The organism is Erythrobacter alti, assembly GCF_037996805.1.
GTDB classification, from domain to species: domain Bacteria; phylum Pseudomonadota; class Alphaproteobacteria; order Sphingomonadales; family Sphingomonadaceae; genus Alteraurantiacibacter; species Alteraurantiacibacter alti.
In genome coordinates, this window is the sequence record NZ_JBBNAX010000008.1 from 287,510 (window position 1) to 305,567 (window position 18,058).

Sequence of the window (18,058 nt, forward strand, 5' to 3'; positions counted from 1 at the left end):
CTCTCCTTAAGATTGCGTGCTTAGATCGTGTCGATAGAACCCATCACAACGCTCGCCTGGCTCGAGAGCGCGCCGCCATTGGTGTGAGCCAGACACAATTGCGCGCCGACCTGCTGGTTCGCAGCTTCGCCTCGGATCTGGCGTGCGGCCTCGATGATGGCGAACAGTCCGTACATGCCGGGGTGGCAGCAGCTTAGTCCGCCGCCATTGGTATTAACCGGCAAACTGCCACCCGGTGCGATCGCGCCGCTCTCCACGAATTGGCCACCTTCCCCTTTGGCACAGAACCCCAGGTCTTCTAGAAACAGGATCGTGTTGATCGTGAACGCGTCATATAGCTGCACCGTGTCGAAATCAGAAGCCGAGACCCCTGCGGCCGCCATCGCCCGCGCGCCAGATTCACGAGCTGCTGTCTGGGTCAGGTCGGGCATGTTGCTGATGGCATTGTGCCAGGTCGCGGCAGCTGCCCCCAGGATTGGAACCGCAGGGCGAGGGCCGGCCTTGGCGCGGTCGGTTCGCGTCAACACGATCGCTGCCGCACCATCTGTGACGAGACAGCAGTCGGACTTGCTTATTGGCGAACTGATAATCCGCGCCTCGAGACAATCCGCAATCGAAAGCGGACCCTTCGCAAAGGCTTCTGGATTGGTGTTTGCCCATTGCCGCGCCGCCACTGCCACACTTGCCATTTGCGCGCGGGTGGTGCCGAACTCATGCATGTGCCGCGCGGCGGCCAGTGCGTAGCTGGTGAGCGGATAGAGCGGGTTATAAGGTTGCTCCCACACGCTGCTTCTCGCGGGCGTTGCCAGTTTGCCACCGTTGCTGCGCTGGTTGGACCCATAGGCGATCAGGGCGCAGTCGATATAGCCTGCGTGCAGCATCATGCTTGCGGTGATGACATGACTGGCAAACGAGGAACCGCCGGTGCGGTTGCTGTCGGTGAAACGAGGTGCCAGTCCGTAATACTCGGCAAGTGCAAGCCCGCCGAACAGATCATTGGGCAGGCAGCAGAAAACTGCATCCACTTCATGGAGGTCGAGGCCGGAGTCCCGCATCGCAAGCAGGCCAGCCTGCGCTGCAAGTTCGATTGCGTTGAAGCCGGGCGCCTCGCCAATGCCAAAAGTTGCGAGGCCCGCAATCGCGGCCTCTGCACGGGGGAAAGGCTCCATCCCGGTCATGACGCTTGATTGACGCAAGTCTGCAAGCGCCATATCCGGTTGCCATGACCCAATGCTCTGTTGTTCCGCCTGAAACACATTGGCGCGCCGCACTGGCTGATGGCCGGTTCCTCATCCAGCGTGACCCTGTCGATGGTACAACTTATTTCCCCCCGCGCCTTGCCGGACCGAAGGGGCAGTCGCTCGAATGGGTGGAAGCCTCGGGACTTGGTACAGTTTACGCTGTCAGCGTCATTTATCCCAAGCCGCCGCAGCAGCCTTACAATGTGGTGCTTGTCGATCTGGAAGAAGGCGCGCGGATGATGAGCCGGGTCGAGAGTGAACGACCTGAAGACATCGCTATCGGTGACCCGGTGCGCGCCCGGATTGCCGCAACAGACGATGGAATGCAGATCGTCTTTCATCCGGCCTGATCCTTTTCGATTGGCCTGAGCAGCTCCTCGATTTCACTCTCGGAGAAACCGGCTTCATCCAGTACATCGCGGCTGTCGGCGCCCAGGCGTGGACCGGGGCGCCCAGCCATACCGGGCGTTTCCGAAAAGCGAACGGGAACACCGGGCATCCGGATCGAACCGTCTGGCGTTTCGCAATGGTGCCAGAAACCCACGCTCGCGAGATGTGGATCCTCGATCAGATCATCAATCGAACGGACCGGCATTGCAGGGCATTGCGCCTTTTCGAAAAGCTCCATCCACTCGGCGGTTGTCCGCTGTGCCAGCACCGCACCCAGATGACCCAGCACCTTGCTGATGTTTTGCGTGCGCATCCGCAACGAAGAGAAGATCGGGTCTTGCGACCACTCTGGGTTACCAATCGCGTCGAAAAAGTTTTTCCAGTGACGATCGTTGTAGATCATCACCGCGATATGGCCGTCCCTGGTGCGGTAGGGTTTGCGTTCAGGAGACAGCGCCCTTGCATAGCCGGTCGGCCCGATGGGCGGGTCGAACATGGCACCGCATAGATGCTCGACCATGGAGAATGATGCCAGGGTTTCGAACATCGGGACTTCGATTTCCTGTCCACACTCGCTTCGCTCGCGGTCGAACAAGGCGGCTATCACCGCATAGGCCGCGGTCAGTCCGGCAACCTTGTCTGCAACGACAGTGGCAAGATATGTCGGCTCCCCGCCTGAAAGCGCTGCCTGTAGATCGACTATTCCAGACGCTGCCTGTACGATATCGTCATAGGCGGGGTAATCGGCATAGGGACCGTCCCGGCCATAGCCGTAGAGATTGGCGTAAATGATATTCGGGTTCGCCAATTTCAGATCGGCATAGGCGAGTCCGAGCCGGGCTATAGCCTTGGCGCGCATCGAATGGATGAAGACATCGGCCTGGCTCGCCATCCGGACCAGCGCATCGCGAGCGGCTGGCTGCTTGAGGTCGAGTACGAGGCTGCGCTTTCCACGATTGACGTTCATGAACATCGCGCTGCAATCATCTGCCGGACCTGGCGGAAGGAATCGCGTTGTATCGCCGGTGGGCGATTCGACCTTGATTACATCCGCACCCAGGTCGGCAAAGATTTGTGTTGTGTAAGGTCCCATCAACACGCTCGTGAGATCGAGGACCCTGACGCCCTTCAGAGGGCCTTTACCCGCACCTGCAGTGGTCATGGATGCATCTTTAAAAAAACAGTCATGCTTGTTTTTGCGGCAGGAATGTCCGAAGTGCAAGATCAGATGGAAAGAAGGGCACGATCAATGGGAGAAAGCAGGTGAAGGTTCATCTGATTGCGGCTGGCAAATATCATGACATCGACTTTGCCCGGCTCGAACTGCTCAAGTTGCTCGCCGAAGTTCCCGAACTGCGTACAAGTGTGGCGGCGAGTTATGGCGACAGCCAACTGATTGACCAGGCGGACTTGCTCATCACATACACTTGCGACCTTGTGCCAGAACCTGACGAGGTCGCGGCGCTGTTCGATTGGCTTCACGCCGGTGGGCGGTGGCTTGCGCTACATGGCACCAATTCGATCCTTCGCCTCACCGACGATGGATTGATCGAGACACCCGACGATGCGCCGCAATTCATGGAATTGCTCGGCACCCAATTCGTCGGCCATCCGCCCATCGGTTCGTACAAGGTGCATGTGTCGGATGGGGAACACAAAATGACGCGCGGGCTGCGTGATTTTTCCGTGGTGGACGAACTTTATCTGACGCGTCGAACCTCCGGTTTCACCACGCTGCTCCACACTAGCTTTTCTGGTAAATGCCCCGATTTCGGGGAGCAGGATTGGCACGAACCGGAAGTGCCGGTGCTGTATGAGCGCAAGGTTGGCAAGGGCGCGATCCTGTATCTGACACTGGGCCATTGCCGCGGCCATTACGACCTCAGGCCTCTCGCGGATTACTTCCCGCATCCGGAACGATGTGCCTGGAATTACCCGATATTTTACGAGCTTCTGCGGCGCGGCATAGGTTGGGGGACAGGTCGTGGCTGAATGTCAGCGCTTCCGGTCGGGTCTCAGCTCCAGAATGACCTTTTCCATATGATCGAGCACGAGAGCTATCGTTTCGTCGTCAATGCCCTGTGTTACCCGGTTGAGCGCCATGCCCTCCAGCGTGTTTTGCGTCAGGGCGAGGGCGAGCTTGAATGCTGCCATATCGTCAGCCCATTCGGGAAACAGCTCGATGGCAAGTTCGTGCCAGCGTTCTTCGAACTCCCGACGTACCGGTTCAAGCACGGTAGCCAGCTCCTTGTCCGTGCGCGAAGCATTGGCAAGTTCCTGAAACGCGATGAAGTTGGGGCGGAGCAATTGATCCCAATAAGCGCGCAGCAAGGTGCGTGCATCATGGTCCATCGTTCCTGCAGCACGGCGAAACGCACGCAGGCGTTTGTGGTGCAATTCCACCAGCGTTGCCTGCATCAATTGGCGGCCATTTTCAAAATGATGCAACATCGCCCCGCGCGAAAGCCCGGCTTCTTCGGCCACCTTCGGCGTCGTCGTATTGGCATAGCTGTATTTCACGAGGCAGCGGATGGTCGCATCGATCAGACGCGCACGCGTCTTCGCACTTTTGAGCGCCTGCGCCGTTGGTTCGATCAACGGACGCGCGCTGCCGTCGCGGGTCTTGTCGGTTTTGATCATCTTTTGTGCCGGCATGGACCCACCAATCTAAAAAAAGCAGCTGTGCCTGCTTTGCACGGTTCCATAACGATTTGCCAAGTGCGCAGTCAAATAATTCAACGAGGAGAACGATGATGGGTAAGCTTGCAAACCGGATTGCCTTGGTGACGGGTGGCGGCTCGGGTCTCGGCAAGGCCGATTGTATCCGGCTCGCCGAAGAGGGCGCACACGTCTATGTCACCGACGTGAACGAAGACGCCGCCAGGGCAGTAGCCGAAGTTATCGGCGCAAAAGCGGTAGCCTTGAAGCATGACGTGTCGTCACGCGGTGACTGGGAAGCGGTGTATTCACGCATCTCGAGCGATCATGGCCGGCTCGATATATTGGTAAACAATGCCGGGATCGTCGTTGTTGCCGATCCGGAGGAAACGACCGAAGCGCAGTTCGATCGCACTATGGATATCATGTGCAAGGGCGTCTTCTTCGGATGCCAGCTTGGTCTTCCGCTGCTCGCCAAGTCCGAAAATGGATCTATCATCAACATGTGCTCGACCGCCAGCCATCTCGGCTTCCCGCCCTTTTTTGCCTACTCCGCGGCCAAGGGCGCGGTGCGCTCGATGAGCAAGTCGCTGGTGATCCATTGCCAGGACAAGGGATACAAAATCCGCTGCAACACCTTGCATCCATCTGCAATCGAGACTCCGATGATCCAGGGGGCGATGGGCCGCCCAGGACAGGAGGTAAAAGTCGACGAGGGCGTATTGCCGCCCGGCGCGATCGGTGCACCGTCCGACGTGGCCAGCCTGATCGTCTTCCTGTGCAGTGACGAAGCGCGCTTCCTGACCGGCGGCGAATATCTGATCGACAATGGCTCGAGCATTCGACCTTAAAAACAATCATGCCTGACTTTTTTCTTGCAGTGTTGGCTGCATGTCCTAGGATTGGGGTATGAGCGACAAAGGCAGGAAAGCACTCGTCATCGGGGCATCGAGCCGTGGCGGTCTCGGCGAGGCCGTGGCGCGGCGGCTGGCCGCTTCCGGCTGCCATGTCACCGTCGCTGCGCGCAGTGAAGAGGCCATTTCTCAACTGGCACGTGAACTGGATGGACGACACGCGGTCTGCAACATTCGTGACGAAGCATCGCTTGCCACGCTGTTCGAAAGTTCGGGTCCAGTGGAAATTGTGGTCAATGCCGCTGGCACCACCTGCGCAGGAGGAATCGCGCGGATTGAGCGGGCGCAGCTCGAAGACCAGATGGAGCTGCACTTCACGGCAAACGCATTACTACTAAAACATGCGGCACCTGCCATGTCCGGCGGTGGCAGTGTCGTGCTGTTCTCATCGGTCACGGCGGCGCTCGCAGGGGCCGGACTGGCATCCTACAGCTGCGCCAAGGCGGCGTGCGAACAGCTTGTTCGAATTGCGGCGGTGGAACTGGGTGAACGAGGTATTCGCGTAAACGCGGTCGCGCCCGGATTTTCGCAAACCCCCATGACGCAATCGATATTCGCCGATCCCGCGCTGACCAAACTTTATCTTGGCCATGTCCCGCTGGGATGCCGTGCGGTTACTCCGGAGGAGGTGGCATCGGCTGTCCTGTGGCTCACGAGCCGTGATTGCTTCACAACTGGTGAGACCATCCAGGTCTCGGGAGGCGCGCAGCTTGGGCGCTTGCCCAACAAGAACGATTTTAAGGAATTGAGGAAGGCATAAGCTATGGATCTCGGACTCAAGGGCAAGAAGGCAATCGTCGTCGGCGGCGCGCGCGGCATCGGCTATGCTATTGCCGAATTGTTCGCGCGCGAAGGCTGCGACGTTGCGATTACCGCGCGAAACGACGATTCAGTGAAGGACTCGGTCGCCAATCTGAAGAAATACGGCACCAAGGTCGTCGGCAAGGGCTGCGATGTCACCGATGGCGAAGGCTACCGCGAATGGATGGAATGGGCTGACGAGGAACTCGACGGGGTCGATATCCTCGTTCCCATTTCCTCTGCGTCGGGCGGTCTGGGCAGCCTGAAGTACTGGGAGCGGAATTTTGCAGTCGACGTAATGGGGCCGGTGCGCGCCATCGATGCTGTAATCGAAGGCATGGTGGAGCGCGGAAGCGGTTCGATCGTCCTGATCGGCAGTACATCTGCGCTGGAGGAGATGGGCGGTCCGCAGGCGTATAATGCGCTCAAGGCGTCGCTTATCACCTATGGCAAGCAACTGGCGCTGGCGCATGGCAAGGACGGCATTCGTGTAAACGTCGTCTCACCCGGCCCGATCGAATTCGAGGGTGGCAATTGGGAGATGATGAAAGGTGCGATGGAGAAATTCTACAATTCCCTGATCCGCAAACATCCCCAAGGCCGGTTCGGCAAGCCCGAGGAGATTGCCCGCGCGGTCGGCTTCCTAGCCAGTCCGGCGGCAAGCTGGGTCAATGGCTCGCACCTGGTCGTCGATGGCGGCTTTACCAACAATACGCATTTCTGAGCCAACGCCGGGATACCCCCAAGATGGACGTTAAACGCCAACAGGATGTCAAGCGCCCGGCAGAAGCCCTGCCAGGCGGTACGCCTATCGAGAAGGCGCCCGATCCCGATCTCGGCCACGATATAATTCCGGCAGAGCGCTATACTTCCAAGGAGTTTGCGCAGCTGGAATGGGACCGTATGTGGAGCAAGGTCTGGCTGTTGGGCGGGCGCTCGGACGATATTCCCGAGCCCGGCGATTATATCTGCACCAATATCGGCAAGGAATCTGTCCTGCTGGTGCGCCAGAAAGACGGGAGCGTGGCAGGGTTCTACAATGTCTGCCTCCACCGCGGAAACCGGCTCGTGCCAGAGGAAGGCATCGGTTCCGTCGCAGAACAAGATGGGGTTTTCCGGTGCGGCTATCACCATTGGGCATACTCATCGAAGGGCAAGCTGCTTCACATTCCTGACCGGGAGACTTTTCCGCAGGGCGCGCCGCCCTGTGGCCGGGTCCGCCCGGTCAAGGCTGACGAGTGGGGCAGTTTCGTCTGGTTCTCGCTTAATCCCGATGTCGAGCCATTGATGGATTACCTTGGCGTAATCCCGCAGCATCTCGACCCTTATCACATGGAGCGCATGGCCTGGACGCGCGATATTACCGTGGAGTGGGATTGCAACTGGAAGGCCAGCGTCGATGCCTTTTCGGAAACTTACCACGTCCAGGGCATTCACCCGCAATTGAAGTGGTATCTGGACGATGTGAACGTGCAGTATGACTGCTACGACAAGCACAATCGCTATCTGATACCTTTCGCCTCGGTCAGCCCGCGCGTCCAGTTGCCGTCGAACATGCCGCCACTGATTGCGGGAATGATGGAGGCTGCCGGAATGGACCCGGCCGAATACGAAGGCCCGATCAGCGGTGTTCGCGAGGCCTTGCAGAAGTTCAAGCGCGAGCATGGGCCGGAGCAGGGCAAAGACTATTCGGACCTCAACGACGAGCAGCTGACCGACGATTATCACTACACGATCTTCCCCAACGTCTCGATGAACGTCCATGCGGATGACGTGATGATGTTTCGGCAGCGGCCCCATCCAACCGATCCCAACAAGATGCTCTACGACATATGGATGTTCGACCTTGTGCCGAGTGACGAAAAGTGGCCCGAGCGGCCGCGCCACCAGCATTTCAAGCATGGCGACAAGACCATCGGTCAGGTGCTCGACCAGGATGCCTTCAACTTGCCGCATGTGCAGGCGGGTATGAACAGCGAAGCATTCCCCGGTCTGTGGCTCGGCGAACAGGAGGTGCGTCTGCGTCATTTCCACCGCACCCTGAGCGATTATCTGTATGGCAAGAACGGTCCGGGCGAGGGGGATATCTGATGCAATATTCGCGTGACGGATTGCTCCGTGCCTATCGCCGCATGGCCACGATCCGGCAGTTCGAAGAACGGCTCCACGAAGAGATTGCCAAGGGCGAAATACCCGGCTTCACGCACCTTTATGCCGGGCAGGAAGCCGCGGCTGTGGGCGTGTGCGAACATCTCGATACCGATGACATGATCGTTTCCACCCATCGCGGCCACGGCCATTGCATCGCCAAGGGCTGCGACGTGAAGGCGATGATGAAGGAGATCTACGGCCGCCGCGAAGGTCTGTGCAAGGGGCGGGGTGGCTCCATGCATATTGCCGACACGTCCATCGGGATGCTCGGCGCAAACGGCATCGTCGGTGCAGGCGCGCCGCAGGCCGTGGGTGCAGCGATTGCCGCACGGGCCGAGGGCAAGGGAAAGGTCGCCATCGCCTTCTCCGGTGACGGTGCCTGCAATCAGGGCACCACCTTCGAGGCGATGAACATGGCGGCTGTCATACAGGTACCCGCGATCTTCGTGTTCGAGAACAATCATTATTCGGAACACACAGGCGACAGCTATGCCGTGGCGACCGACAAGGATATCGCCAGCCGTGCCCGCGCTTTTGGCATGGAAGTATGGCGTGCCAATGGCTGCGATTTCTACGATACTTTCGAAACAATGGCCGAACTGCTCGACCATGTGCGCGGCAAGGGCTGGCCCGCCGCCATCGAACTCGATACCGAACGTTTTTACGGACATTTCGAAGGCGATCCGCAGCGTTACCGGGCCAAGGGCGAGGTAGACCGGCTGCGCGAAGAGCGCGACGCGCTCAAGATTTTCCGCGCGCATGAAACCACGCTGGAGCAGCTTCAGACCGCCGAACTCGATGCCATCGACGCTGAGGTGACCAGCCTTATCGATGCTGCGGTCGAAGAAGCGCGCGCTGCTGAAAAATGCGATCCCTCGCAAATCGAGGAAGATGTTTATGCGACCTATTGAGCGACACGCTGAGGGGACACGCTGAGATGGCCGTGATTAATATTCGCGAGGCGATCAACCAGACGCTGCACGAGGCGATGGAGCGCGATCCCAGTGTCATCCTGCTTGGCGAAGACGTCGCTGGCGGAGCGGGGACGGCTGGCGGACAGGAAGCGATCGGTGGCATCTGGGGCACCAGCACCGGACTGATCGGCAAGTTCGGGCCCGAGCGCGTGATCGATACGCCGATTTCCGAAAGCGCAATCGTCGGTGCGGCAGCGGGTGCAGCGCTTGCGGGGATGCGCCCGGTTGCCGAGCTGATGTTCGCCGATTTCATCGGTGTGTGCGGAGACCAGCTGGTCAACCAGATCGCCAAGTTCCGCTACATGTTCGGCGGCAAGGCGCGCTGCCCCGTCGTGGTGAGGCTGATCTATGGCGCAGGCATGAATTCCGCCGCGCAGCACAGCCAGGCTTTCTACAATTTGCTGACCGCCATTCCCGGCCTGAAGGTTGCCCTCCCAACCACGGCTGCGGATGCGAAAGGATTGTTGACCGAAGCCCTGCATGGCGATGACCCGGTGATGTTCTTCGAGCACAAGGCGCTTTACGGCAAGAAGGGCGAAGTGCCCGAAGGCCTGCACCGCGTGCCCTTCGGCCACGCGCGCATGGCGCGTGAGGGGGGCGATGTGACTATCGTTGCGCTCGGACGCATGGTCAGCTTTGCCGAGAAGGCGGCAGACAAGCTGGCGGAGGACGGCATCGGCTGCGACATTATCGATCCGCGAACCACCAGTCCCCTCGACGAAGAAGCGATACTCGATAGTGTCGAGCAGACCGGCCGGCTGATAGTCGTAGACGAAAGCCCGCCACGCTGCAGCGTAGCCACCGATATCGCCGCAATGGTCGCGCAGAAAGCCTTTACCAGTCTCGATGCGCCGCCTGAATGCGTCACTGCCCCACATACGCCGATCCCGTTCTCGCCGGAACTGGAGCGCGCCTACGTGCCCGGTCCGCCCGCAATCGAGGCGGCTGTGCGGCGCGCGCTGGATTGGGGCTGAAGCATGGCTGTGCTGAAACCCTTCACCATGCCCAAATGGGGCATCGAGATGACCGAGGGCACCGTTGCAAAATGGCAGGTGGAAGAGGGCAAGCCCTTTGCCAAGGGCGATGTCATTGTTCTCATCGAGACCGACAAGATCACAAACGAGGTCGAGGCCGAGACCGATGGGTGCCTTGTTCGCCTGATCGCGGATGAGCAACAAACTTTGCCGGTCGGCGCATTGTTGGGTGTGATGGGACCGCCCGATTCCGATGCTGGTGAGGTTGACACCTTCATTGCCGGCTACACGCCCTCTGGCGGCGAACCCGAGCGCGCTGACAGGTCCGATGACGCTCCTGCGACGAAAGCGCCGGCGGCACTAAAGCAAGCAGCAAGTCCGGCCCCCAAGTCTACCATCTCCAGCGATATCGCGATGTCGCCTGCAGCGCGCTTCGCTGCAGAGGCTGCGGGACTACAGGCTTCGGACATTACGCCAAGCGGTCGGAATGGGCGGATTACCCGGCAGGATGTCGACAAGGCCGTGCGCGGCCGCCGCCAGCCCGATCTATCCGGACCGATCGATTTGCCCGGTCAGGAAAGGGTTTATGCCTCACCGCTTGCGCGCAGGATCGCGGTGCAGAACGGCATCGATCTTTCCAACTTGAACGGAAGCGGCGCGCGCGGTCGTATTTGCAAGGCAGATGTATTGGCGCTCATGGGCGATGTGCCATCGGCCTCGCCAACTCCATCCCCGTCTTCGCTCGAAGAAGGCATCGAAGTCGTGGCGATGACGGCGATGCGCAAGACGATCGCAAAGCGCCTGACGCAGGCGAAGCAGGATATCCCGCATATCTACCTGCGCCGCAGTGTGCGCGCAGACCGCTTGATTGCTCTACGAAAATCGGAAGGCAAGCCCGGCACGCTGAACGACTACCTCATCCGCGCTTGCGCGGTTGCTCTGATGGAAGTGCCGAAGATCAACGTGCAGATGCATGACGGAGCGATCCATCAGTTCGCCCATGCCGATATCGCGATGGCGGTCGCAACCGAAAAGGGACTCATCACCCCGATCGTGAAGAAGGCTGACGAACTGTCTGTCGGGGCGATCGCCAAGCGGACCAAAGACCTCGTGAGGCGTGCGCAGGCCGGTACGCTGAAGGCCAATGAATTCCAGGGAGGCAGCTTTTCTATCTCCAACCTTGGCGGCTTCGAAATCGACGAATTCGATGCCATCATTAATCCACCGCAGGGCGCGATCCTCGCAGTAGGCAAGGCGCGAAATGCGCCCTTCGACGATGGAGGCGACTTGCGCCTGCTGCCGGTGATGCACCTGTCGCTAAGCTGCGATCATCGGGCAATCGACGGGGTCGACGGCGCGCGCTTTCTCGAGGTGCTCGCCGGCCTAATCGAACATCCCGAACGTCTCTAGGCCATGAAAAGGGGCGGCTCGATCTCCTCCCCTTTTCAACCTGTCAGCAACTGTCAGGCGTGGGATCGGAAGAATGCCAACTGCATGTCATCGGCCAGGCATTCGAGGATTGGCGGGACAAGCCTGTCATGAAAATCGATGCTCATGTGATGGTCGAACGCCGCCTCATCCTTGAAAGTGGCGATGCAGTAAAACAGGTTCTCATCCTCCTCTGCCTGCAGGACCTCGTAGACATAGGCATCGGGTTCATGCTCGTGCACCAAGCCCTTGAGTTCGGTCTGCAGGGCAATGAAGTCATCGCGCTTTTTGGGCTTCACCCGCAGGGTGGCGATAAACGATTTCCCGGGCGCGCCGCCGCGTTCAGCTTTTGACATCGTAAAGATACTCCCGGTGATAGGTGCCGTCGATGCACTCGATCATCTTGGCGATGACGGGGGCGTTTTCAGGGTTTTCTTGGTGAGCCTTGTCAGCTTCTTCGCTTGTGAAGCTTTCATAAACGGCAAAGGCATTGGGCTCTTCCAGCCGGTAAAACTTGTATTGCAACGTGTCGGGCTCGCGCCTTGCATTATCCTCCATCGCCCCGATCAGCTCGACGAATTCGGCGTCTTTGTCCGGCTTGACCTTGAACCGGGACAGGAAAGTGGTTGGCATCCGATACTCCTAATTCTCGCCGTCCAGATAACGGTCGAGTTCTACGTGGAAATGACGCAGGCGCGCTTCCTGCTCGCTCCATAGCGGCCCCTTGAAGCCGCGCGAGCGCGCACCTTTCTGCACGATGGGCAACAATTCGCTGTCCTGATCGAGCACTTCACCCAGTTCCGGCGGAACCCCAAGGCCGGTATGTTCTATATCCGGTCGCATCATCCCGCTAGTATCGGCATCTTCGGCCAAGCCCATCCATGCGGGCGGCTTGTGGCCGGGGATATCCTCGGGCTTGAAAAGGATGATCGTCTCGTAAGTGAATTGCTCGGGATCCTTGGGGTCAGGCAGGAAGCGATGGATGAAAACCGCCTCCGGATGGCAACCGATCTGGATATTCGGAAACAGGCCGTAGATCGTCGAGTCACTCAGCTGCGTGTCGCTGAACTTGTCGTAACCCAATCCGTATTTCTCTGATCGCGCGCGCTTGGCCTGCTGGATGGCGGCGCGGCTATCTTTCGCAGTGCCCTCGAACGTGTCGGGATCGATCCCCGCGTCGGCCAGCATCATCTTGATGCCTTCATTGACCGTTTCCTGGTCGGGAAAGCGCGGACTGGGCTGGGCAAACGGTACGAACTGGCGGCTCATGCCATTGGGAAACAGGTCGATCTGCGTGCGGTCATCCATCACGGCCTGCGTTTGCGGATGAACGGAATGAAGGTGATAGATTTCGTAGAAGGCGTCGACCCCGCCCTTCCAGTTTGCCGCCCAGTCCGATTTCTTGTGCTGCACCACAACCATCTCGCTGATGTCGTAGAGGGCGAGGTGATCGGCCACTTCGCCGAGATAGTCGGCAAGCGGCATCACCTCGTCGTTCATGGATATGAAAACCAAGCCCGCTGCCGTCTCGCACCGGACCTCGCTTAAATCCGTACCATGACAGAGCACGTCGGGATGGAAGGTTTCCTCGTCCGTCACCTCGATGTTCTTGCCTTTGATATCGAATTTCCACGAATGGAACGGGCAGACGAAACTGTTGGCTGATCCGAAATCCGCCAACGCAATCTGGCTGCCGCGATGCGGGCAGACATTGTAGAACGCTTTCACGCCGCCATTGTCCTGCCGCACGACTACAAATGATTCGGTCCCGATTTCGAAGCGCAGCCAATCACCCGTGTCGGGAATGTCACTTTCGACGCCTGCCAGCAGCCAGGTTTTGGTGAACATCTTTTCCCATTCGGCGTCCCAGATTTCGCACGTGTAGAACCGTGACGGGTCAGGGCGCGCAGTGCCATTATCTGGGCGCGGCCGTTCGTCATTGAACGGATGGGGATCGCCCACGTGGATAGCCCAGTTTCGAAAATCGAAGTTCATCGCGAATCTCCTGCACCAGAGTGCGGTTTTATGGCCACAAACCAACCAATAAAAAAACAAGCATGATTGATTGTTATATTTTGCTGTGGCAGGAGTGTCATGTCAACTGGCAAGCGCTGAACGAATATGGCGATGCCACATCAGGTTGCTGGGGAGAGAGAAATGAAAAAGTCGGTTCTGTATGGTAGTGCAGCGGCAATGGCGCTCGCGCTCGGAATGACCCCGTCGGTCGCTCTGGCGCAGGATGCGGGTTCGCAAGATGCCGATCCTGACGGTGTGGCTACTGCCACGCAGGATCAGGGTGTTGGCCGCATCGTGGTCACTGCAACGCGCCGCGATACCGACCTGCAAACGACGCCGGTTGCGGTGTCGGCCATCGACCGGACGCTGATAGAGCAGTCGAATGTCGATGACATCGGCGGCCTTTCGGCATTCGTCCCCAATTTCTCGGCCGAGACAATCACTGGCTTCAACGCGGCAAGCTTTGCAATGCGCGGTGTGGGCCAGAACAATATCATTGTCTATTTCGAGCCTCCGGTCGCCGTGCTCGTCGACGATTTCGTGGTTCCAAGTGTTCAGACGCAACTCCTCGATACATTCGATGTCGAACAGGTAGAGGTGCTGCGCGGCCCCCAAGGCACACTTTTCGGCAAGAATACCACTGGCGGTGCCGTGACGGTGCGCACCATCCGTCCCGAACTGGATGTGTTCAACCTCGATGCCCGGTTCCAGGCTGGCAGCTTCGGTACGGCGAGCGCCAAGATGGCGGTCAACATTCCTGTTGTCGATGATACTCTCGCGCTTCGCATTGTCGGGGGTTATGAATCTACAGACGGCTATTATCGCAACGGCGGGTGTTATGGCCCGGTGACAGGCTTCGTGCCGAATCCATTCCAGGGTTCGCAGGGTTGCCTTAACGGTGATCGTATCGGCGACACCGAGACCTGGTCGGCGCGTGCGAAGCTGTTGTTCGAACCGACCGACAACATCAGCGCGCTATTCCAGTATGAATTCCTGCGTGATCGATCAGGTTCGGTGCCGTCCGTAAACGAGAACTACCTCTACACCGGCGATACCCCGTTCCTGACCGACTTGCTCAACACCGGTTCGTTCCAGCCCGACAATGATGATCCGCTCGACAACGCAGCCATCACGCTACGCGACGACGCCTTGCTGTTCGCTGGACGTGGCCAAAGGATTGACGTCGATGGCCTCTATGCCAATATCGACATTGATTTCGACATCGGCACGCTGACTTCGGTCACCGGCTGGCGCAGCCAGCGCTCGCGTCTGCCCAACAGCTATCCGGGCCACGCCCCGCTCGACATGAATGGCAATCCCCTGTCGATCTTCGATGCCACGCGCGATGACGACCGCGAGACGTTCCAGCAGGAATTGCGCTTTTCGAGCGACTTCGGCGGCCCGTTCGACATGATCCTTGGCGCATTCTACCAGACCGACGATACCGACTTCTGCGTCTCGCAAATCCTCGGCTTCCTCGACCTGACGGGCGGACCACTCCCGTTCGGCAACTGGAATGATACGCCCTACATCCTGTGTAACGCGCAGGAAGCCGAATCCATGGCGGTATTCGGAGAGGGCACTTTTGAGATCACGCCAGAGCTCAGCCTGACCGGCGGTGCGCGCTATACCTGGGAGGACAAGACCTGGTTTGGTCGTCAGCAGACTTTCATTCCCGCGCTGGACGGTGGCTTCGACTTGGGAATCTCAATTGACGAGGCGCTTGATGCCAGCATCTATAATTATCCGGCAGGCGTGATCCGGGTCGAGGATTCTGCCAACGAACTTACCTGGCGAGTGAGCCTGGGTTATCAGGCAACGCCGGATTTCTTCATCTACAGCACGGTTTCGCACGGCTTCAAGGCCGGTGGCTTCAACGACCAAATCGGCGGATTTGCGGCGTTCGGCACCGATCTGGATGCCTTCAGGGAAGCTGCACAGGCGACCGATCCAGAGACAGCCGATAGCTATGAAATCGGTTTCAAGTCCGAGTTCCTCGACAATCGCCTCCGCTTCAACCTGACCGGCTTCTATGTCGAATACAACGACCTGCAACGGCAGTTGAACGTGCCGATTGAAGTGAACGGATCTCCCAACCAGGTGACCATCTTCGTCAACGCCGCGAGTGCGGAAGTGGCCGGTATCGAGGCGGAGCTTACCGCCGAGCCGGTCGATGACCTCACGCTTCGCGGCATACTGGGTTATCAGGATGCGTCATATGGCGAATATGACGCGCCGAATGCGGGCTATGATCTTTCAACCTCACCGCTCGACCGGGCGCCCGAATGGCAGTGGACTATCGATGGCACCTATCGCACCGATCTCAACAGCAATTTCGAACTGATCTTCAACGGCAATGTGGCGCACCAAAGTCGGAGCCTGTTTACGCAGGCGATCGATGATCCGCTCGGCAATACTTTCCTGAATGCTCGTACGCTGGTCAATGCGTCGATCACGCTCAACCAGGTCAACGATGAATACTACGTCCGCCTGATTGGCCAGAACCTGACTGACAAGCGCTACCGCACGGCATCGCAGAACGTCGCCGGCCTGTGGCTCAACAGCCAGTTCGGGCCGCCGCGCTTCATCGGCGTGGAAGTAGGTTTCAGCCTGGGGAACTGAAATAGTGAAGCCAGGGATTGCCATTGCGGCGTTGATCGCGGTCGGCTTGCTCGGAGCCTGTGAGCAGCGCGCTCCGGATGAGGAGGTCGAGCGGGTCGGGTCCACCGATGAATTCCAGGCTCGCGTCGGCACGCCGATCGATCTGGAAACGCATCCGGGGCAGGCGCTGTTCAGCGCAAACTGCCTGTCATGCCATGACGGCGCGGTGCCCAAGGCACCCGCCGTAGTATGGCTGGAAATGCTCGAGCCCGATGTGATCTTGTCCGCCATGAGTGACGGGATCATGCAGCAGCAGGCGGCGCACCTGTCTGAAGAAGAACAGCTCCACATCGCCGAGTATCTCTCGCGCATCGAGCTGGACGATTACCAGCCGCCTGCCCCGCCTGCGCGTTGCGAGGACAGCGGGTTGGCGATGGATGCTCCTCCACCGGCGCCCGTCGGCTGGGGGCATGATAATTCGCGGTACGTCCCCGCCTCGATTGGCGGAATTCGCGTCAATGATTTCGGTAACCTTCGTCTCAAGTGGGCCTTTGCCTATCCTGGCGCAATCCGCGCGCGTTCGCAGCCCGCTGTCGGCTGGAACACTGTCTTCGTGGGGAGCCAGACCGGCAAGGTCTACGCTTTCGATCTCGACAGTGGCTGCGCCGAATGGACTTATCGCGCCGGCGCGGAAGTGCGCACCGCGATTGTCGCCGATGCGGAAAACGAGCGATTGTATTTCGGCGATATCCTGGGCCGGGTTTACGCTATCAATGCCCTGACAGGGGAGGAGATCTGGCGGGTGTCGGTGGATGATCATCCCAATGCGACCATCACTGGAACGCCGACCTTGGGAGGTGGCTTGTTGGCTGTTCCCGTATCATCGCTGGAAGTTACCTCGGCAGCCGATCCCAATTACAGCTGTTGCACATTCCGCGGCGCGGTGGTCGCCCTCGATCCGGCGACCGGTCAGCGGCAGTGGAAAACGCATACCGTACTCGCCGAACCGCGCGTGCAAGGCGAGACCAGCGCCGGTGCGCAAATCCTCGGCCCTTCCGGCGCACCGGTATGGAACAGCCCTACCTATGACGCGGCCCGCAATCGCTTCTATTTCGGGTCGGGCGAGAATTACTCGTCGCCGGCTGATCGCAATAGCGACGCCTTGTTCGCCGTGGATGCCCGCACCGGCCGCAAGCTTTGGCAGGTGCAATTCACCGCCAACGATGCGTGGAATGTCGGTTGCATGATGGGCAATGAAAATTGCCCCGAAGAGGAGGGGCCGGACCTGGATATTGCTGCATCGCCACTGCTCGTGCCGATTGGAGATGGGCGTGAAATGATCGTGGTCGGATCGAAATCGGGCATGGTCTTTGGGGTCGATCCGGAGGCCGGCGAAATCGCTTGGCGTCGCCGCCTCGGCCACGGCGGTACACAGGGCGGCGTACATTTCGGTATGTCGAACCAGGGAGGTACGGTCTATGTGCCGATTACCGATCTCGCCGATACGCATGATGGCCGCGTTTATGATGCAAGCATCAGGGGCTCTGGCATACACGCTATCAATGCCGCCACCGGACACGTCTTGTGGCGCAATCGTGCCGAGGACAATTGCGACGGTGAGCAATTCTGCGATCCCGGCATATCGGCCGCTGTCACAGCAGTTCCGGGTGCCGTTATTGCCGGCCATCTCGACGGTTGGCTGCGCGCCTATGATCGTCGCAACGGCAGGGTCGTGTGGAGTTACAACACCCGCCAGCCTGTCGAAACGATCACCGGCGCCACCGGACGCGGCGGCAGCATGAGCGGGCCGGGCCCCGCCGTCTATAACGGTCACATCATCGTCAACAGCGGTTACGGCCTGTATTTCCACATGCCGGGCAACGTGCTGCTCGTTTTCGAGAAGCAATAGG

Annotated in this window: 17 protein-coding genes; 11 read left to right on the top strand and 6 right to left on the bottom strand. The window is 59.2% G+C overall.

Features of this window, described 5'->3' with window-relative positions; genetic code table 11:
- Positions 1–20: 20 nt before the first annotated feature.
- Positions 21–1,169, bottom strand: a complete 1,149-nt coding sequence (locus AAC850_RS11160; protein WP_340588822.1) for an acetyl-CoA acetyltransferase — start codon at positions 1,167–1,169, stop codon at positions 21–23.
- A 53-nt stretch (positions 1,170–1,222) separates the two neighbouring features.
- Here AAC850_RS11160 and AAC850_RS11165 point away from each other — a divergent pair, with 53 nt between their 5' ends.
- Positions 1,223–1,591, top strand: coding sequence for a Zn-ribbon domain-containing OB-fold protein (locus tag AAC850_RS11165; protein ID WP_340588823.1), 369 nt, complete (start codon positions 1,223–1,225; stop codon positions 1,589–1,591).
- Here AAC850_RS11165 and AAC850_RS11170 read toward each other — a convergent pair.
- The gene (locus AAC850_RS11170; protein WP_340588824.1) at positions 1,579–2,793 is read right to left on the bottom strand and encodes a CaiB/BaiF CoA transferase family protein; all 1,215 of its coding nucleotides are present in this window, start codon (positions 2,791–2,793) and stop codon (positions 1,579–1,581) included. The two genes, AAC850_RS11165 and AAC850_RS11170, sit on opposite strands and share 13 nt — an antisense overlap.
- A 101-nt stretch (positions 2,794–2,894) precedes the next feature.
- Here AAC850_RS11170 and AAC850_RS11175 point away from each other — a divergent pair, with 101 nt between their 5' ends.
- Complete coding sequence (locus AAC850_RS11175; RefSeq protein ID WP_340588825.1) at positions 2,895–3,623, top strand: ThuA domain-containing protein; 729 nt, start codon at positions 2,895–2,897, stop codon at positions 3,621–3,623.
- Positions 3,624–3,626: 3 nt separating this feature from the next.
- On the opposite strand, the gene AAC850_RS11180 is transcribed toward AAC850_RS11175, so the two are convergent.
- Positions 3,627–4,271, bottom strand: coding sequence for a TetR/AcrR family transcriptional regulator (locus AAC850_RS11180; RefSeq protein ID WP_340588826.1), 645 nt, complete (start codon positions 4,269–4,271; stop codon positions 3,627–3,629).
- Positions 4,272–4,384: 113 nt separating this feature from the next.
- On the opposite strand from AAC850_RS11180, the gene AAC850_RS11185 reads away from it, so the two are divergent.
- From AAC850_RS11185 to AAC850_RS11215, 7 genes are read left to right on the top strand one after another with little or no spacing between them, the layout of a single operon-like run.
- Positions 4,385–5,140: an SDR family oxidoreductase gene (locus AAC850_RS11185; RefSeq protein ID WP_340588827.1), complete on the top strand. Its 756-nt coding sequence runs from the start codon at positions 4,385–4,387 to the stop codon at positions 5,138–5,140.
- Between the two features lie 58 nt (positions 5,141–5,198).
- On the top strand, positions 5,199–5,963 hold the full coding sequence (locus tag AAC850_RS11190) for an SDR family NAD(P)-dependent oxidoreductase (RefSeq protein WP_340588828.1): 765 nt from the start codon (positions 5,199–5,201) through the stop codon (positions 5,961–5,963).
- A 3-nt stretch (positions 5,964–5,966) separates the two neighbouring features.
- On the top strand, positions 5,967–6,728 hold the full coding sequence (locus tag AAC850_RS11195; RefSeq protein ID WP_340588829.1) for an SDR family NAD(P)-dependent oxidoreductase: 762 nt from the start codon (positions 5,967–5,969) through the stop codon (positions 6,726–6,728).
- Between the two features lie 23 nt (positions 6,729–6,751).
- A complete protein-coding gene (locus AAC850_RS11200) occupies positions 6,752–8,095 on the top strand; it encodes an aromatic ring-hydroxylating oxygenase subunit alpha (RefSeq protein ID WP_340588830.1) in 1,344 nt (447 codons plus the stop codon).
- Positions 8,095–9,066, top strand: a complete 972-nt coding sequence (locus AAC850_RS11205; protein WP_340588831.1) for a thiamine pyrophosphate-dependent dehydrogenase E1 component subunit alpha — start codon at positions 8,095–8,097, stop codon at positions 9,064–9,066. Before AAC850_RS11200 ends, AAC850_RS11205 begins: the two co-directional genes overlap by 1 nt.
- Before the next feature lie 26 nt (positions 9,067–9,092).
- Positions 9,093–10,103, top strand: a complete 1,011-nt coding sequence (locus AAC850_RS11210) for an alpha-ketoacid dehydrogenase subunit beta (protein ID WP_340588832.1) — start codon at positions 9,093–9,095, stop codon at positions 10,101–10,103.
- A 3-nt stretch (positions 10,104–10,106) separates the two neighbouring features.
- Positions 10,107–11,513, top strand: a complete 1,407-nt coding sequence (locus tag AAC850_RS11215) for a dihydrolipoamide acetyltransferase family protein (RefSeq protein WP_340588833.1) — start codon at positions 10,107–10,109, stop codon at positions 11,511–11,513.
- Between the two features lie 53 nt (positions 11,514–11,566).
- Here the strand turns inward: AAC850_RS11215 and AAC850_RS11220 are convergent, their stop codons facing one another.
- Genes AAC850_RS11220 through AAC850_RS11230 form a run of 3 tightly spaced genes read right to left on the bottom strand, consistent with a single transcriptional unit; the run spans position 11,567 to position 13,526 of the window.
- Positions 11,567–11,887 carry a putative quinol monooxygenase gene (locus tag AAC850_RS11220; protein WP_340588834.1) on the bottom strand — a complete coding sequence of 107 codons (321 nt, stop codon included), beginning with the start codon at positions 11,885–11,887 and terminating at the stop codon, positions 11,567–11,569.
- Positions 11,874–12,164, bottom strand: coding sequence for a putative quinol monooxygenase (locus AAC850_RS11225; RefSeq protein ID WP_340588835.1), 291 nt, complete (start codon positions 12,162–12,164; stop codon positions 11,874–11,876). The genes AAC850_RS11220 and AAC850_RS11225 overlap by 14 nt, the downstream gene beginning before the upstream one ends.
- A 9-nt stretch (positions 12,165–12,173) precedes the next feature.
- On the bottom strand, positions 12,174–13,526 hold the full coding sequence (locus tag AAC850_RS11230) for an aromatic ring-hydroxylating oxygenase subunit alpha (RefSeq protein ID WP_340588836.1): 1,353 nt from the start codon (positions 13,524–13,526) through the stop codon (positions 12,174–12,176).
- 162 nt (positions 13,527–13,688) lie between these two features.
- Here AAC850_RS11230 and AAC850_RS11235 point away from each other — a divergent pair, with 162 nt between their 5' ends.
- Both AAC850_RS11235 and AAC850_RS11240 read left to right on the top strand, forming a co-directional pair.
- Complete coding sequence (locus tag AAC850_RS11235) at positions 13,689–16,169, top strand: TonB-dependent receptor (RefSeq protein ID WP_340588837.1); 2,481 nt, start codon at positions 13,689–13,691, stop codon at positions 16,167–16,169.
- A 4-nt stretch (positions 16,170–16,173) separates the two neighbouring features.
- The gene (locus tag AAC850_RS11240; protein ID WP_340588838.1) at positions 16,174–18,057 is read left to right on the top strand and encodes an outer membrane protein assembly factor BamB family protein; all 1,884 of its coding nucleotides are present in this window, start codon (positions 16,174–16,176) and stop codon (positions 18,055–18,057) included.
- Position 18,058: the final 1 nt, after the last annotated feature.

What these genes read in the sequence shown, in the direction of transcription:
- AAC850_RS11160 (WP_340588822.1), bottom strand. Translation starts at nt 1,169, where the DNA reads ATGGAGCCTTTCCCCCGTGCAGAGGCCGCGATTGCGGGCCTCGCAACT.
- AAC850_RS11165 (WP_340588823.1), top strand. Translation starts at nt 1,223, where the DNA reads ATGACCCAATGCTCTGTTGTTCCGCCTGAAACACATTGGCGCGCCGCA.
- AAC850_RS11170 (WP_340588824.1), bottom strand. Translation starts at nt 2,793, where the DNA reads ATGACCACTGCAGGTGCGGGTAAAGGCCCTCTGAAGGGCGTCAGGGTC.
- AAC850_RS11180 (WP_340588826.1), bottom strand. Translation starts at nt 4,271, where the DNA reads ATGATCAAAACCGACAAGACCCGCGACGGCAGCGCGCGTCCGTTGATC.
- AAC850_RS11185 (WP_340588827.1), top strand. Translation starts at nt 4,385, where the DNA reads ATGGGTAAGCTTGCAAACCGGATTGCCTTGGTGACGGGTGGCGGCTCG.
- AAC850_RS11190 (WP_340588828.1), top strand. Translation starts at nt 5,199, where the DNA reads ATGAGCGACAAAGGCAGGAAAGCACTCGTCATCGGGGCATCGAGCCGT.
- AAC850_RS11195 (WP_340588829.1), top strand. Translation starts at nt 5,967, where the DNA reads ATGGATCTCGGACTCAAGGGCAAGAAGGCAATCGTCGTCGGCGGCGCG.
- AAC850_RS11200 (WP_340588830.1), top strand. Translation starts at nt 6,752, where the DNA reads ATGGACGTTAAACGCCAACAGGATGTCAAGCGCCCGGCAGAAGCCCTG.
- AAC850_RS11205 (WP_340588831.1), top strand. Translation starts at nt 8,095, where the DNA reads ATGCAATATTCGCGTGACGGATTGCTCCGTGCCTATCGCCGCATGGCC.
- AAC850_RS11210 (WP_340588832.1), top strand. Translation starts at nt 9,093, where the DNA reads ATGGCCGTGATTAATATTCGCGAGGCGATCAACCAGACGCTGCACGAG.
- AAC850_RS11215 (WP_340588833.1), top strand. Translation starts at nt 10,107, where the DNA reads ATGGCTGTGCTGAAACCCTTCACCATGCCCAAATGGGGCATCGAGATG.
- AAC850_RS11220 (WP_340588834.1), bottom strand. Translation starts at nt 11,887, where the DNA reads ATGTCAAAAGCTGAACGCGGCGGCGCGCCCGGGAAATCGTTTATCGCC.
- AAC850_RS11225 (WP_340588835.1), bottom strand. Translation starts at nt 12,164, where the DNA reads ATGCCAACCACTTTCCTGTCCCGGTTCAAGGTCAAGCCGGACAAAGAC.
- AAC850_RS11230 (WP_340588836.1), bottom strand. Translation starts at nt 13,526, where the DNA reads ATGAACTTCGATTTTCGAAACTGGGCTATCCACGTGGGCGATCCCCAT.
- AAC850_RS11235 (WP_340588837.1), top strand. Translation starts at nt 13,689, where the DNA reads ATGAAAAAGTCGGTTCTGTATGGTAGTGCAGCGGCAATGGCGCTCGCG.